The following is a 14,643-nucleotide window of genomic DNA, read 5'->3' on the forward strand; positions in this document are numbered from 1 at the left end:
TATTTAATAGCCTCTTCTCAAAAGCGGTCGTTTTCACATTCTATTCATTTATTGAAACATAATACATTTGTTCGTTATATAAGTTAATCCACCAATAAAAGAGGACAAAACGTTCTTAATAGTATACAATATTAAAATATATAAATCATTTATTAGAAACGAATGAAATTTTCTTCTTTAAAAAGAACGGTATAATTCCACTATAGGAGGGTGTTAAATGACTATCGTCAAAAGTTCGTCTCTAATTGATCACAAAACAATTATCCAAACCGGAATTTTAATAAGAGAAACGGAGCAAGCGTTGCTTGACCTCTTTTCTCAAGGTAAACTCTACGGAACTGTCCACACATGTATTGGACAAGAGTTCACTGGCATAGCAGTTGCAAGAGCTTTTCAAAAAGATGATTTTGTTTTCTCAAACCACCGTGGCCACGGACACTATCTTGCATGGACAGATGACGTTGAGGGACTGATCAGCGAAATTATGGGTAAAGAAACAGGCGTCTGTGGAGGTAGAGGCGGCAGTCAGCACCTTTGTAAGGATGGCTTTTACTCCAATGGGATACAGGGAGGCACTATTCCAGTCGCTGCAGGAATGGCGTTGGCAGAGAAACTGAAAGGTCAAAACGCAATCGGCGCTGTATTCTTAGGAGATGGTACGTTAGGAGAAGGGGCCGTTTACGAGAGTCTGAACATTGCATCCAAACACCAACTCCCCCTCCTTCTCATTGTTGAGAACAACCGCTATTCCCAATCAACATCGCAGCAGGAAACACTCGCTGGAACCATTAATGGCCGGGCCGAAGCTTTTGGTATACGTTATACTCACACATCGACATGGAACCTGGAAGAACTTATGCAAACTGTTCAGGAAGCTTCCGAACGGATTCGAAACGGGTTGGGCCCTGAAATATGCATTGTTGATACATACAGATTAATGGCCCACTCAAAAGGAGATGACGATCGTAATCCTGAAGAAATTGAAACGTACCGTGCACAGGATATATTGAGTCAGCTATATTCATCTGAAGAGGATTGGGTATCTGAAAGTATCATTAGAGCAAGGGAACGCATTCAGAAGGCAATTAATCAATCCGAAAGTGACTCATATCCTGCTTCCTTAAAAGAAGAAAGAGTAGAAACACCTGTTGTAAAATGGAAAGCCTGGCATGATGAAGGAAATAATAAGCGAATAGCCGAGCGCATCAGGGATTCATTCCAGGAAACTTTAAAGAACGATTCTACCCTCATTCATATTGGTGAAGACATTCGCTCACCTTATGGTGGTGCTTTCAAGGTAACAAAAGGGCTGTCAGACCAGCATCCGGATCGTATCTTAAATATGCCCATCTCCGAGCAGGCGATTGTTGGTATTGGGAATGGTCTTGCGTTGAGAGGAATGAGACCGTTCACTGAGATCATGTTCGGTGACTTTATGAGTTTAACCTTTGATCAAATCATTAACCATGCTGCTAAATTCCCTTACATGTTCAATGACAAAGTAACAGTACCAATCGTCATTAGAACGCCAATGGGCGGGAAGCGTGGATACGGGCCAACCCACAGCCAGAGCCTTGAAAAACATTTTCTTGGCATTCCACACGTTGAAGCGATTGCGATCCACCAGCGCTCAGCAATTGAGAACGTATATGAAAAATTAACACTTACAAACAAACCTACACTACTATTTGAATACAAAGTTCTCTATTCTAAAAAAGTAGCTCCACCAATAAAAGGCTTTACGATCGAAGAAAGTGATTGTCATTATCCCATGCTTAAAATTAGCCCCTCAAATGAAATAGCCGATGTTACTATCGTCGCGTATGGTGAAATGCTCGAAGAAGCTGAGAAAGCAGTTGAAATATTATTTGATGAACACGAGATCTTGTGCGAAATCATCACCCCTACTCAATTACACCCTTTAAATATACAACCCTTTATTGAGTCAGTTAAGAAAACAAATCATCTCATTGTCGTGGAAGAAGGGCAGATCTTCTGTGGATTTGGTAGCGAGCTTATTTCACAAATACACGAGAAATTAAACGGAACAAAATGGCGATCAAGACGAGTTGGTCCTGCAAAAGTTCCGATCCCATCCTCTCGGCCGCTTGAATCACTCGCATTACCTGATCATGCTGATATTGTAAAAGCTGTAACGGAGGTCATTACACATGCCTGAAATAAAAATGCCTGCCATCAATGTCAACGACGACACGGTTACCCTAACAACCTGGCTTGTTTCAAATGGCGACTACCTTACGAAAGGACAAGCGATATGTGAAGTTGAAACCTCTAAAACGACGGAAGAAGTGACGTGCCCTGAAACTGGAATCATACAAGGATTGATTGAACCAGGAGAAATTGAAGTGGGGAAGTTGATCGCACGAATTGGTGAGGACGAATACGTCGAAAAAACTAGTCTCATCAATGATTCTTTACCACTTAACAATAGATTACAAGACGCTGGTGAACTTCCTCGTTTCTCAAAGGCAGCTCTTTTACTTATGAAAGATAGACAAATTGATCAAGCTGTTTTTGTTGGTAGATCTCTTATAAAGAGTAAGGATGTTTTAGAACACCTCGGCGAAGTTCAATCATCTAGAACAAGCCTTAACACGATAAGACCAGCCCATCTTCCACCGTCTAAAAGGAAAGCTTTGCGGAATAATGACCATGCCGTTTCCAAATCAGAAATGTCGCTCGCTACAAATCAGCCACTAAAATTAGAAATCAGCTATCCAAGTGCTGTTAAAGTTCCAAGGCGAAAGAAAGAAGAAATTAAAGTCCTAAGCGAAGGACATCATCCCTCTCTACCTAGTGTGTTAACACAATTTGTTCAAATATCCGGTGTGAAAGACTACTTGCGTACATTAGATACCCCTGTAACACTTCTGGCTATTACAGCATACGAAGTAGCCGCTTTACTCAAAGAATATAAGGTTTTCAATGCCATGTTTACAGATCAAGGAATTGTCTACCATGAGAACATTCATGTAGGTATTGCAATGGATGGTGAACATGGTCTAAAAGTTCCTGCTATTAAAACAGCGGATACGTTGACCGTTAACCATATCATGAAAAATATCGAGCTTCATTATGAGGCTTATCTCTCAAACACATTAACGATCGATTCACTAACAAGTGCTACCTTTAATATTTCAGATCTAACTAACCTGGAAATTCCGTGGTTTATTCCGCTAATCAGTAAAAATCAATCGGCTATTCTTGGCATGGGGTACGCTGGAGATAATGGTATTGAAACACTTTCCCTAACCCTAACTTTCGATCACCGTGTTACAGAGGGGAAAACAGCTGGAGAGTTTCTTTTAAAGTTAAAAGAACGTTTGAATAAATATACGGATCTAGCAAAACAAAATAAAAATACCATTTTAAAAGAAGCAGTCCCTTGCTGTAGCAAATGTTATAAATCGATGAATGAACTCATTGAGGGGAATCGTGTCCTTTTAAAAATGGTGAATGCTCGTGGCGAAGATGAATTGATTTGCAGACTTTGTTTGGAGGGGTGGCTATGAATACAAAAAAGGAAGAAATCATGACATATATCGCAGATTTCAAGGAAGTCCCCCTAGCGTCTGTAAATAAGGAAACACCTATTAAACTGAACTCACTTTTATTCGAGAGATTCGTTGCTGGTCTTGAAAAGCAGGTCGGGATAAAATTACCGACAAGTGAACTAAAAAGAGCGGAAACAGTTGGGGAACTTCTCGTACTACTTGATAAAACCCCAAAAACTTCAGTAAGTAAAGAGGAAGAACTTTTTTCGGCAACTAACCATGTTAACAATACAAAGAACATTTCTTCTGGAATTGACATTGAAATGGTAGAGTCGTTTCGAGGAACAGTAGATGTTCAAGGGGACAGTAGCTTTAAGAGACTATTTACTCCATCTGAAATGGCTTATTGCATGTTACAAGAAGATCCCCCACAGCACTTTGCAGCAAGGTTTTGCGCTAAGGAAGCAATCAGGAAATGTGGTCGTATTTTTATTGATTTACCATATCATCAGATTGAGATTTGTCATAAAGAAAACGGGGAGCCTTATGTTAGAATCCTAGGCGAGGAATTAAAAAGTGTCTCGATTAGTTTGTCGCACACGACTGAATTTGCAGTGGCTAGTGCTATTTTGTCTCATGAACCACAATCGGAAGCAAATAAGAATTCACAAAAAACTGAAGCTACTAAACCACGTAATGAGTTGCATGATAGTCAAGAAACTATATCTAGTAAAAGTAAATTAAGTAAAAAAAATCTACTGCTTAGTGCCATTTCAGTCCTAGTTATTATTGAAGGAGCTGCCATTGGATTATTGTGGTTTTAAATTTCAACCCACCGTTAGACTGCGGTGGGTTGTTTTGTTTAGTAATACATAAGAGGGATATGGTTTTCGAATCAGCAGGCCAGGACTGCTGATTCACTTTCTTATACAAACAAAAGAAGCAGGTAACTAATCAAAGAAGTATTAGCTACCTGCTTCTTACCAGAGTCTTAAATACAGAAATCTATTAGTATTTGAGAAGGAATTACGAAAACATTCCGTGATTCTCAACAGTAGGTAACATAATGGGGATGGTGCCTGTCACCACTACCCCATCCGCGCCAACCGCTCATAAACCTCACGCAAATTCGTAAATCCCATCTCCTGAATTCTCTTCAAGTAATAACACCAAAGCTCAGCTGTCATTTTGGCATCTCCCAGGGCATGATGGCGATCTTTTACCTCAACTCCGCAATTTGTACAGCACTCTTCTAATTGAAACCCTTTTAGCTCCGGATCAGCAATTCGTATTAAAAAGGAAGTATCCACAATGCGATGATCGAAACTGGCACGCATCAAACTCCAGGTGGCTTGTTGCATGAAAGACTGTTCATGCTTCGCATGATGCGCAACTAAAGTGTGCCCTTTCATAAATTCATAAAATCGAGCGAGCACATCTGAGAGGGGCGGTGCGGAATCCAGATCTTCCGCCTTAATGCCCGTTAATTCAGTAACCTCTCCGGATGGGGCGTTACTAGACTGAACTAATGAATAAAAAGTATCTTTTTCGATGGTTTCACCGGTTACTTTCACCGCCCCAATCGACAGGATGGTGTCCCCTTTATTCGGATAAAAACCAGTTGTTTCAAGATCAAACACAACGACTCGTAATTGATTTAAGGGTACTTCTAACGTGTTTTTCATTTTTATTTCTTTTTGCATCTGTCTTAGCATGGAAATATGATGAGGATTTGATTGATCTTGAATTGATGCGTACATGCTCGTATTCACCTTACCGGACAGCTGCTTTAAATATTGAACCATTTGATTCATCTTCATTTAGAACACCCTTTTTCGATGTGCTTTGTGGTGTCGTTGTAAAGCTCAATCCCTTTTTTCATAATCTCCTTAAGCTCTTTCTTCTGTTCTCTAGGAAGGGAATCAATCGTCACATAATGAACGGCTTCATAATCTTCTTGTTTTCCATAACGAAGTCGAAACTGTAAAAGCTGCCTAAATTTATCTTCATACTGCTTCCACTCCGAGCGGCTAATGTCTGATAAAGCACCAAGTCTTGCTAAAGTAGACGTCGTCATCACGCTCTCCTTCAATGCAAGAAGCCTCACTGCGTTAACATAGGGAAATAAAGCCGTCTGTTTTAAATTGATTTCTCCAGTATGAGTACCATGCGTTTCGACGAGTATTTGTCCGAATACACCGATCCCTTTTTGAAGCCTCATCGTATTTTTCAGCATTCTTTTTAATAAGTATGGTGATTCCTCGATATTAGAGTGAATGACTTGCTTTAAATCTTCAATAAACGTATACCGACCAACTAACACTCTCGCGTCAATAAAAATCAATAAATGACGAATGGCTTCAAAACTTTCATCATCCATCCAATTTTCAAGCTGCCTTTTCCACTCTTCTATTGATTTACACCAAAGTGGATTAGACGCCATCACATTTCCATCACAGAATTCATATCCAATCGTATTGAGACCAACCGAGATTTCTTTTCCAAGCTTAAGAAAATAGTTGCTCGCCTCTTCGCTCGTAACTTCATAGACAATCCCATGATCCTGGTCACTCCATAGCGCTTGCTCAAACCGCCCGCCGCTTCCCATTAAAAAAAATGAAAAAGGAGAGGGAGGTGGCCCCCACTCTTTTTTCACTTTCTCTACTGCTAGATGCACGATTTGACTCATCAGCTGATCATGGAAATGATTCAGTGCAAAATGATCTGTCGCAACGTTCTTGATTTGTTGTTCTCTCATTTTGTTTAGATCCTCATAAGTTTCAACACCGTCATCCATATCGACAGCCCCTTTGCATCTCAATTAACCGGATTTTGAGCTTTTTCCACCTTGTTGTACTGGCTGTTCGCTCGTCTGCAAAAATTCTGGATAGCCATAGCTACCGTGTTCACTCAGATCAAGACCGATAATCTCTTCTTCTTCAGTGACACGTAATCCGTTTAGCACTTTCTTAATGATCACTAAAAGAAGAAATGAAACACCAAAGGCATAAGCCCCACTCGCACCAACACCAAGCGCTTGAACGCCTAGCTGCTCGAAGCCGCCTCCGTAGAAAAGTCCTGGTTTCCCAACAGTCGCAAGTTCTGGCGTTGCGAACAAACCGTTTGATAACGTACCCCAAACGCCTGCTACACCGTGAACAGATAAAGCAAAGATGGGGTCATCCACTTTCCGTTTTTCGAAAAATCTCATGCTGTAAAATACGATCATTCCGGCAACTAATCCAATCACAACCGCTGCCCATGTGTCGACAAAGGCACAGGAAGCTGTAATGGCAACTAATCCTGCTAATCCACCGTTTAACATCGTTGGCACATCCGCTTTTCCTGTTACGGCCCACGCCACAACCAAAGCGGCTACAGCTCCAGCACCTGCTGCTAAGTTTGTATTCATGGCAACAAATCCAAAGAATGCAGCGTCAGCAGATAACGTACTACCTGCATTAAATCCGAACCAACCTACCCATAAAACAAGCACACCAAGCGCCGTAAATACCTGATTATGTCCGGCAATGTTGTTTGGAGAACCATCTTTATTGTATTTACCAATCCGTGGTTTTAAAAGAATCGTTGCGGCAAAAGCGCCCATTGCACCTGTAAGGTGAACAACCGTTGAACCCGCAAAGTCCTGTTTCCCATGCTCAGCTAACCAGCCGCCGCCCCAAATCCAGTGGGCAATCACAGGATAAACGAGGACCGAAAATAAAACCGCAAACAGAATATAAGCTGTTAGTTTCGCACGTTCAGCAAAGCCACCAAATGCGATCGTTAATGAAATACCTGCGAACGCTAACTGGAATAAGAAGAAAACTGGCGCCGAAAGTCCTAATCCCTCAATTTCATAACCTGAATAGAAAAAGTCCGTTAAACCGAAGAGAGCATTTCCTTCACCGAAAATTAACCCATACCCAACTGCCCAAAAGACTAACGAAGCAATCCCAAATGTGAAGATCGTCTTACCAGCAATATGGCCAGCATTTTTCATTCGTGTTGACCCAGCTTCAAGTAAAATGAAGCCACCTAGCATCAAAATAACGAGTACTGCTGAGAACATCACCCAAAGACTATTCATCAAAAACATCGAATCCATTCCAACTTCCCCTTTCACTTTTCAGAACCATAATCTTATTTTTAGAAAATGTTAATTAATCTGACATTTATTATTATAAGTATTTTTGCATGAACAAAAATTGTCTACAACAATCATGTCACATTATCTCTCTGACTATATGTTGAGGGGTGGTCAGATCACGTTGAGGGAGGTTTTCTAGGATTTTGTGAATATGATTAGTAGGGTTAGTTTAAAAAGCATATTAATCAAACGTTTGTTTAATATGCCATTTACCTAGTCTGAATGGGTACGATCATCATTATCCAATTTCGATCGTTTATATTTTTAAACTTAAAAACGGTAGCACAGATCTTATGAACAATAGTTCTACCGATTAACTGAATTTATTATAAAAAAAACAGGTAAGCTAAGTAATAGCTTCCTGTTTTTTTATATGGAGATCAGTTTTAGCTTACGAGAGTTCACTAAGAACAGCCCTTTTCCCTACTTATGTAAGAGATTTTAACTCTAAAATGAACCATTAGTATCATTCAAGAACTGTGAAAAACATGGTTTTCCCTCATATTAGTCCACCGCTCTCATTTATAAAAAGTAAGAAACCCAAAGCCAATCGGCATGGGTTCAAAATGGAGGATACTGAGTAGTCTAAGTATCAACACGAATCACATTCATTGCACGTTCGGATAATTGCTGAACATAATCATTATCCAGCTTTTGATCGGAAAGAACGTGATCGATCATATCCAACTCTGCAAAACGAGCGAATGCCCGGAGACCAAACTTGCTATAATACACCATCACAAAATTAATATCCGCACTATCTAACATTTTCCTTTTAATGCGAGCTTGCTGTTCATTTGATTCACTAATTCCTCGGCTTAGATGGATACCTTTACAAGAAATGAAGGTTTTATTAACATGATAATCCTCTAGCCAAGCCTCAGCGAGTGGACCAAGATAAGACATTGATTTAGCATGTAAAGAATCACCGAGACGGTTCTACTGATTCACTCTCTATTCCTAATAGAAAACCAGTTAGCTCATCAATGAGGTGGTGATTTAACTGGTTTTTTGATTAGTATTTGCGAAAATCTGTTTATACTTTCAAGTGCCTCATGAGCACCACCCCCGTGATTTCCAATTTCCTTCATTTCAAGACAAACCTCTATCTACAGTAATTTGATATTCTTTCATTTTTCTCCAGAGTGTTGATCGACTCATACCTAGACTCTTTGCAGTTTTGCTACGGTTATATTGTGTTTTAATTAATGTTTGTAGAATGCGTTCTTTTTCATTGGTTGGATGGTCATCAAGTTTTCCAGGTGAGGTGTTGTGAAGAACTGCTTTTACATCTGACTGAGTAATATTAGGCGTGTATAGCACAGCTAATCGCTCACAAATGTTATAGAGATGTCGCACATTTCCTGGCCATGAATAATGCATTAATAATTGTTTCGCTTCTTCTGTAATTTCAATCTCAGGATAATTTTTATGGTAATAATCTTCGACCAAGAAAGGAATATCACCTTTATGTTGTTCTAAGGTAGGCAATTCAATCCTTAAAACATCCAATCTATAAAACAAATCTTCTCTAAATCGATTCTCTTTCACTAAAGTTCTTAAATCTTTGTTCGTTGCAGCGACAAGACGAATGTCTACTTTAATAACCTCATCACTTCCTACCCGCATAAATTCCCTTTCTTGTAGAACACGTAGGAGTTTGGCCTGAAGGGTTAACGGTATTTCGGCGATCTCATCTAAAAAAATAGTTCCACGATGAGCGATCTCAAAAAGTCCAGCCTTTCCATTTTTATTAGCTCCAGTAAAACTTCCAGACACGTAACCGAATAGTTCACTTTCTAGGAGCTGTTCAGGTATAGCCGCACAGTTAATTGCCACAAACGAATTGGAAAATCTGTTGCTTTCACGATGTATACTTTGAGCAAATACTTCTTTACCAGTACCACTTTCACCTATTAAAAGGATATTCGAATTCGTACGACTATATCTTTTTGCTACTTTTATAATTTGTTTCATTCTTTCTGTTTCTCCAATAATCTTTGAAAAAGTGAAACTCGCTGTATGACCTTTACTATAAATTCGTTTTCTTATACTGCCCTCTAGTAATTGTAGGTCTTGAACCGCTTGAATTGTAAATACAATATCAGATACTACTTCTTTAACTTTAATAAAGCGTTTATTGATATTTAGCATTATTTTGTTGTATTGAAAAACCTCATTTGTATACTCATTTGTATCTTGCATTAATACTTTAAACTCCGGTAAAATAGTTGTGTTTTCTATTTTTTGTTCATTAGTAGTCTTGTCGAGGTCCATTAGTTGGGCTGCTTTAGGATTCAACATTACGATTTCGTTACTCTCATTTATCACAATAACCCCATCGCTAGAACCATCAAGGATCGCCTGTAATCTTTTTGCCTTTTCTTGTTCTCTTAAAGCTGTGATAACCATTATCTTCGCCTGTGTAATTGCTTGCCACAGCGCCTCGGGACTTGATTCAATTACCATATTATCAATTTCTAAATCTTCCGCATATTTACACGTTTTAATTCCACCTAGGATAATTTCACAACCACTAGCATGAGCTTCTTTTACCAAATAACTCCCGTTCCAATTAGTACCCAGTCTATACGTTTCGATAGGTGCATCAAGTAAATCATATATATTATTTAAACCTGCTAACATGTTGCTTGCAGCAATGACACCTATTTTCCTTCTACCAAATTGCTCACTACACTTACGAATGGTGCGAAGTATATCAGAAGAAGAAACAGCGATTTCAACAATTGGGATATTCCCAGAAACTCTCCTTAAAATTTCAGCTAGTAGTCCCCGAGTAATAATAATATCTGCATGGATTTTAGCATGCTGATTTTCCTCAGCAATTACAATCTCCTCAAACTCAAATAGATATTTTTGTTGATTTGAATCTAATTCATCATGTTCTTTAAAAATAGTAGCAGCATCTTTGATAAAGTCCTTGCACGGAACAACTAAAGCAATTTTAATCACTTAATTTCCCCCTTCTAGTTCGTATAGTAGCTTTTATTATGGGGCCATGGGATAGTAACTATATTTCACTATTAAAAAACGAATGAACGCAAGAGATAGCGCTTACAAAAAACGCAGAACACCATAGGAAGATGCCCAATTAAAAGTTTTCTTAATCGTAACATAATTACCCTTCCTTTCTCGTTTAATGACACAAATTGTTGAAACAAATATGTCTCATTAAACAATATTATGAACCAATGAAGTACTAAATTTATACTTAATAAACTCACAACCCTTTTAAACTGCGCTTTTTGAATAATATATAAAATCATAAAAGTTGGCATACTTCTTGCTACTTATATAAACGAAAACAATCGAGGAGGGTTTCAAGTGCTAAAGTTAAACAATGTATTTAAAAACCGTGTAAAGGATCAGCTGTTAGGTAATAAAAAAATGTCCGCTGGGTGGCTACAAGCCTCAAGTCCCATAACTGCAGAAATTATGGCGAAATCTGGTTTTGACATTTTAGTAATTGATATGGAGCATGGACCAGGAGATATAATGTCATTGCTTCATCAGCTCCATGCATTATCAAGTTATGAAGTAACACCTTTTGTAAGAGTACCATGGAATGATTTTGTAGTAATTAAAAGAGTTCTCGATGCCGGAGCTCACGGAATATTAGTTCCCTATGTCAACTCCGTAGAAGAAGCCAAACAAGCAGTAAAGGCTTGTAAATACCCTCCCGAAGGCTTTAGAGGGATTGCGCCAAGTCCGAGGGCTGGAGGGTTTGCTATGAATGGTAAAGATTATCTTGAACACGCAAACGCACAAATCAGTTTGTTTGTTGCAATTGAAACGAAGGAAGCAGTTGATAATTTACCAGAAATCTTAAATGTAAGAGGAATTGATGGGATATTTATAGGACCAATGGATTTATCTACATCTATGGGTTACTTTGGGAATCCCCAGGCATACGAAGTTAAGGAGACAATTAGTAAAATAGAAAAGTTAGTATTACAATCAGACAAAGCCCTGGCAACGGTTGCGAGTAATATTCATCAAGCTAAGGATTTATATGAAAAAGGTTATCGTATTGTGGTTATGATGTCTGATACTACGACTCTAGGAGAACTCGCAAAAAACACAGTATCAAAATTCAATGAATTATATCCAAAACATTAAGAAAGTTATGGGGGGATAATAATGATTAACACGGAACCACAGTATAATCCTCAACCGGAAAAAGTTGAATTCAAAAAATTGACGTGGAAACAAACACTGAAGTCTCTAGGACCTGGGGTAATTTTTATGTTAACAGGGCTTGGTGCTGGAGATTTAGTAGATTCCTCGGTTGCAGGTTCACATTACGGATATGCTCTAATGTGGGTTTTAGTAATTGCTTGTATGATTAGATTTATCGTTGTCAATATTCTGACTCGTTTCGAACTTTGTAACATCGAAAAAATATCATTATTTGAAGCCTATACAAGAATTAGTAAAATCTATCCGTTCCTATTTATGACAATGGCTATTGTATTAGGGCATATGGCTATTTCAAATATGGTGAAGGGATCTGGTGAGGCACTCTATTATATTTTCAACGGTTTTGGAAGCCCTTTCTTTTGGTCAGTTATTGTGATTATCTCTTGTTTTTTCCTATTGAGAACGAACGTTTATTCTCAACTTGAGAACGTCATGAAAGTTTTATTGGCTGTTATGACCATAGCATTTATCTACCTAGCGCTTACGAGTACTCCAGATCCAAATGAATTAGCAAAAGGCGTTTTTACATTTGAAATGCCAGAGGGAACCGGTTTGTTTGGTTCGTTAGCCATAACATTATCAATGATTGGTGCAGTAGCTGGCTCAATAGTTAACTTTCTATATCCACGTTCCATCCGTGCAAAAGGTTGGAATAATTCATCATATAAGAAAATACAAAGAAATGAATTGCTTTTCACCATAATTATAATGGTTGTTATCAATCTATCTATTTGGGTGGTTGGTGCCGAAATTCTTCGTCCGCAAGGTATTGAAGTAACATCATTAAGTGACATCGCAAGGGCATTAGAAGGAGAGTTTGGACGTATAGGTGGACTTGCATTTTACCTAGGAGTTTTCGGTGCATTATATAGTACAATACTTGGCATTATCCACGGCTATAACAATGTTGCCATGGATAACCTATGGATTATAAAACCCGAAAGAAAAGAAAAGTATTCCACAACTGAGAGCGATCCTTTATACAAGTACATTGCTATATTTTTCATGTTTTCAGCATTTATTTGGTTTATACCTGGAATGCCCGGCTTCATTGAATTAACCTTAATGACCACAATTCTACAAGCAGCATGCCTTCCTGCTATAGCAATTGGATTGCTGTTTCTAGCTACAAGAAAAAAATATTTACCGACTCAATTTCTTAATAATTGGTTTGAAAATATTGTATTGATTGGAACTACAGTCCTTGCCTTATGGAGCTCATATAAAATAGTAATTGAATTATTTTGAAATCCAGAAAACAACAAAAGGTGGTAATGAATTTAATGGACAGGAAAATAATTGTCTTAGACGATGATCCAACCGGAGTTCAAACCATTCACAATCTTTCCGTATATACCTGCTGGGATATTAATTCCGTTAGGGAAGGTTTTAATGAATCTGAGGAAATGTTTTTTATTTTAACTAATTCAAGGAGTTTTTCAAAAGAAAAAACGATTAAAACACATCAAGAAATAGCTAAAAATATCGTTAAGGTTTCGAAAGAAAGTGGCAAAGAGTTTGTAATTATTTGTAGAGGAGACTCCACTCTTCGCGGCCATTATATCTTGGAGATGGATATTATCTCTGCGACTATTAGAGAGTTAACAGGACGCGAAATGGATGGACAAATCATTTGTCCAAGCTTTTTTGAGGGCGGACGTATCACGATTGACAATGTTCATTATTTAAAAGAAAATGATAAATTAGTTCCTATAGCAGAAACTGAATTTTCCAAGGATAAGACCTTTGGTTATTACCATTCGCACCTTGGATTGTATATCGAGGAAAAAACCAATGGACTATATAAAGAGAATGAGTGTATGTATATTGATCATAAAGAATTGAAAAAAGCAAACATATATCCATTAATGAATAAACTAGATTCCATATCAAATGAAAAAAAAGTAATTGTGAATGCCACTGAGTATAGTCAGTTAGAATTTTTTTGTGAATCGTTGCGACTGTCCCTTGCAAACAAGAAAAATTTCATCATCAGATCTGCAGCTTCTTTTGTTAAAGTGTTTGGAAGAATTCCTGACAAACCATTATTAACAGGTAAGGAATTACTGAATACAAACAATCAAAACGGTGGTTTAATCATCGTTGGCTCTCATGTAGACAAAACAACTAAACAACTGAAAGCACTAATGGATTCAAATCTACCAGTAACTTTTTTGGAATTTAATATTCAAAAAGTGATTAAGCAAAATGAAAAAAAGGTTATTCAAACTATATCAAATCAAGCACAGAATTTAATTCAAAAGGGGCAGAATGTAGTTATCTTTACAAGCAGAGAAGTATTTATATCGAAGGATATGGACGATGAGGACCTATTAGAAATTTCCGTTCAAATATCCAATGCCCTTAGTAGTATTGTAATGAAGCTTGAAAGCACACCTTCTTTTATTATTGCCAAGGGAGGAATTACCTCTAGTGACATAGCCAAAAAGGGCTTAAACGTAAAAAAAGCTCAAGTTCTAGGTCAAATAAAGAAAGGAGTACCAGTTTGGATCACTGGAATTGAAAGCAAATTCCCCAACTTCCCATATATCATCTTCCCTGGCAACATTGGAGAAGATTCCTACCTTAAAGACATTATCGAAGAACTCGGGAAGAGGGAGACACCTACTTCATACTAAACTATAACCTATAAATTAGACACTATGAATAACGTTCTCTCTTGAATTGCAATCTATAATATAGATAGTTGAAACCTTCAGGGGGGGTTCGAGACCACTCATAAAGGCTAAGCGAGAA

10 protein-coding genes and 1 pseudogene are annotated in these 14,643 nt (G+C 38.1%); 6 read left to right on the forward strand and 5 right to left on the reverse strand.

The features are described 5' to 3' along the window. Positions 1 to 217 precede the first annotated feature (217 nt). The 3 genes from AC0VYJ_RS19950 to AC0VYJ_RS19960 are packed head-to-tail and all read left to right on the forward strand — an operon-like array spanning position 218 to position 4,339. Positions 218 to 2,179, forward strand: a complete 1,962-nt coding sequence (locus AC0VYJ_RS19950) for a dehydrogenase E1 component subunit alpha/beta (protein WP_475366036.1) — start codon at positions 218 to 220, stop codon at positions 2,177 to 2,179. Then, positions 2,172 to 3,533 (forward strand): 2-oxo acid dehydrogenase subunit E2, encoded by a 1,362-nt coding sequence (locus AC0VYJ_RS19955; RefSeq protein WP_475366037.1) that lies wholly within the window; start codon positions 2,172 to 2,174, stop codon positions 3,531 to 3,533. Before AC0VYJ_RS19950 ends, AC0VYJ_RS19955 begins: the two co-directional genes overlap by 8 nt. Then, positions 3,530 to 4,339, forward strand: a complete 810-nt coding sequence (locus tag AC0VYJ_RS19960) for a 4'-phosphopantetheinyl transferase superfamily protein (protein WP_475366038.1) — start codon at positions 3,530 to 3,532, stop codon at positions 4,337 to 4,339. The genes AC0VYJ_RS19955 and AC0VYJ_RS19960 overlap by 4 nt, the downstream gene beginning before the upstream one ends. A 264-nt stretch (positions 4,340 to 4,603) precedes the next feature. Here AC0VYJ_RS19960 and AC0VYJ_RS19965 read toward each other — a convergent pair whose 3' ends face one another. The 5 genes and pseudogenes from AC0VYJ_RS19965 to AC0VYJ_RS19985 form a co-directional block, all read right to left on the reverse strand. Further along, the gene (locus tag AC0VYJ_RS19965; RefSeq protein ID WP_475366039.1) at positions 4,604 to 5,335 is read right to left on the reverse strand and encodes an exonuclease domain-containing protein; all 732 of its coding nucleotides are present in this window, start codon (positions 5,333 to 5,335) and stop codon (positions 4,604 to 4,606) included. Beyond that, positions 5,332 to 6,312 (reverse strand): DUF294 nucleotidyltransferase-like domain-containing protein, encoded by a 981-nt coding sequence (locus tag AC0VYJ_RS19970; protein ID WP_475366040.1) that lies wholly within the window; start codon positions 6,310 to 6,312, stop codon positions 5,332 to 5,334. Before AC0VYJ_RS19970 ends, AC0VYJ_RS19965 begins: the two co-directional genes overlap by 4 nt. Positions 6,313 to 6,336: 24 nt before the next feature. Beyond that, a complete protein-coding gene (locus AC0VYJ_RS19975) occupies positions 6,337 to 7,623 on the reverse strand; it encodes an ammonium transporter (RefSeq protein ID WP_475366041.1) in 1,287 nt (428 codons plus the stop codon). 627 nt (positions 7,624 to 8,250) lie between these two features. After that, positions 8,251 to 8,586: pseudogene (locus AC0VYJ_RS19980) on the reverse strand (DeoR/GlpR family DNA-binding transcription regulator); the annotation flags it as partial. A gap of 171 nt (positions 8,587 to 8,757) precedes the next feature. Further along, a complete protein-coding gene (locus tag AC0VYJ_RS19985) occupies positions 8,758 to 10,638 on the reverse strand; it encodes a sigma 54-interacting transcriptional regulator (protein WP_475366042.1) in 1,881 nt (626 codons plus the stop codon). Positions 10,639 to 11,010: 372 nt separating this feature from the next. Here AC0VYJ_RS19985 and AC0VYJ_RS19990 point away from each other — a divergent pair, with 372 nt between their 5' ends. Genes AC0VYJ_RS19990 through AC0VYJ_RS20000 form a run of 3 tightly spaced genes read left to right on the forward strand, consistent with a single transcriptional unit; the run spans position 11,011 to position 14,525 of the window. Continuing rightward, positions 11,011 to 11,805, forward strand: a complete 795-nt coding sequence (locus AC0VYJ_RS19990; protein ID WP_475366043.1) for an HpcH/HpaI aldolase family protein — start codon at positions 11,011 to 11,013, stop codon at positions 11,803 to 11,805. 21 nt (positions 11,806 to 11,826) lie between these two features. Then, the gene (locus AC0VYJ_RS19995; protein WP_475366044.1) at positions 11,827 to 13,134 is read left to right on the forward strand and encodes an Nramp family divalent metal transporter; all 1,308 of its coding nucleotides are present in this window, start codon (positions 11,827 to 11,829) and stop codon (positions 13,132 to 13,134) included. A gap of 35 nt (positions 13,135 to 13,169) precedes the next feature. Continuing rightward, a complete protein-coding gene (locus AC0VYJ_RS20000; protein WP_475366045.1) occupies positions 13,170 to 14,525 on the forward strand; it encodes a four-carbon acid sugar kinase family protein in 1,356 nt (451 codons plus the stop codon). Positions 14,526 to 14,643: the final 118 nt, after the last annotated feature.

This window comes from Anaerobacillus sp. 63XJN7_5_ISO-PGPR-S23-430, assembly GCF_056173695.1.

Coding starts and splice junctions, on each gene's coding strand:
- AC0VYJ_RS19950 (WP_475366036.1), top strand. CDS start 218: ATGACTATCGTCAAAAGTTCGTCTCTAATTGATCACAAAACAATTATC.
- AC0VYJ_RS19955 (WP_475366037.1), top strand. CDS start 2,172: ATGCCTGAAATAAAAATGCCTGCCATCAATGTCAACGACGACACGGTT.
- AC0VYJ_RS19960 (WP_475366038.1), top strand. CDS start 3,530: ATGAATACAAAAAAGGAAGAAATCATGACATATATCGCAGATTTCAAG.
- AC0VYJ_RS19965 (WP_475366039.1), bottom strand. CDS start 5,335: ATGAAGATGAATCAAATGGTTCAATATTTAAAGCAGCTGTCCGGTAAG.
- AC0VYJ_RS19970 (WP_475366040.1), bottom strand. CDS start 6,312: ATGGATGACGGTGTTGAAACTTATGAGGATCTAAACAAAATGAGAGAA.
- AC0VYJ_RS19975 (WP_475366041.1), bottom strand. CDS start 7,623: ATGGATTCGATGTTTTTGATGAATAGTCTTTGGGTGATGTTCTCAGCA.
- AC0VYJ_RS19995 (WP_475366044.1), top strand. CDS start 11,827: ATGATTAACACGGAACCACAGTATAATCCTCAACCGGAAAAAGTTGAA.
- AC0VYJ_RS20000 (WP_475366045.1), top strand. CDS start 13,170: ATGGACAGGAAAATAATTGTCTTAGACGATGATCCAACCGGAGTTCAA.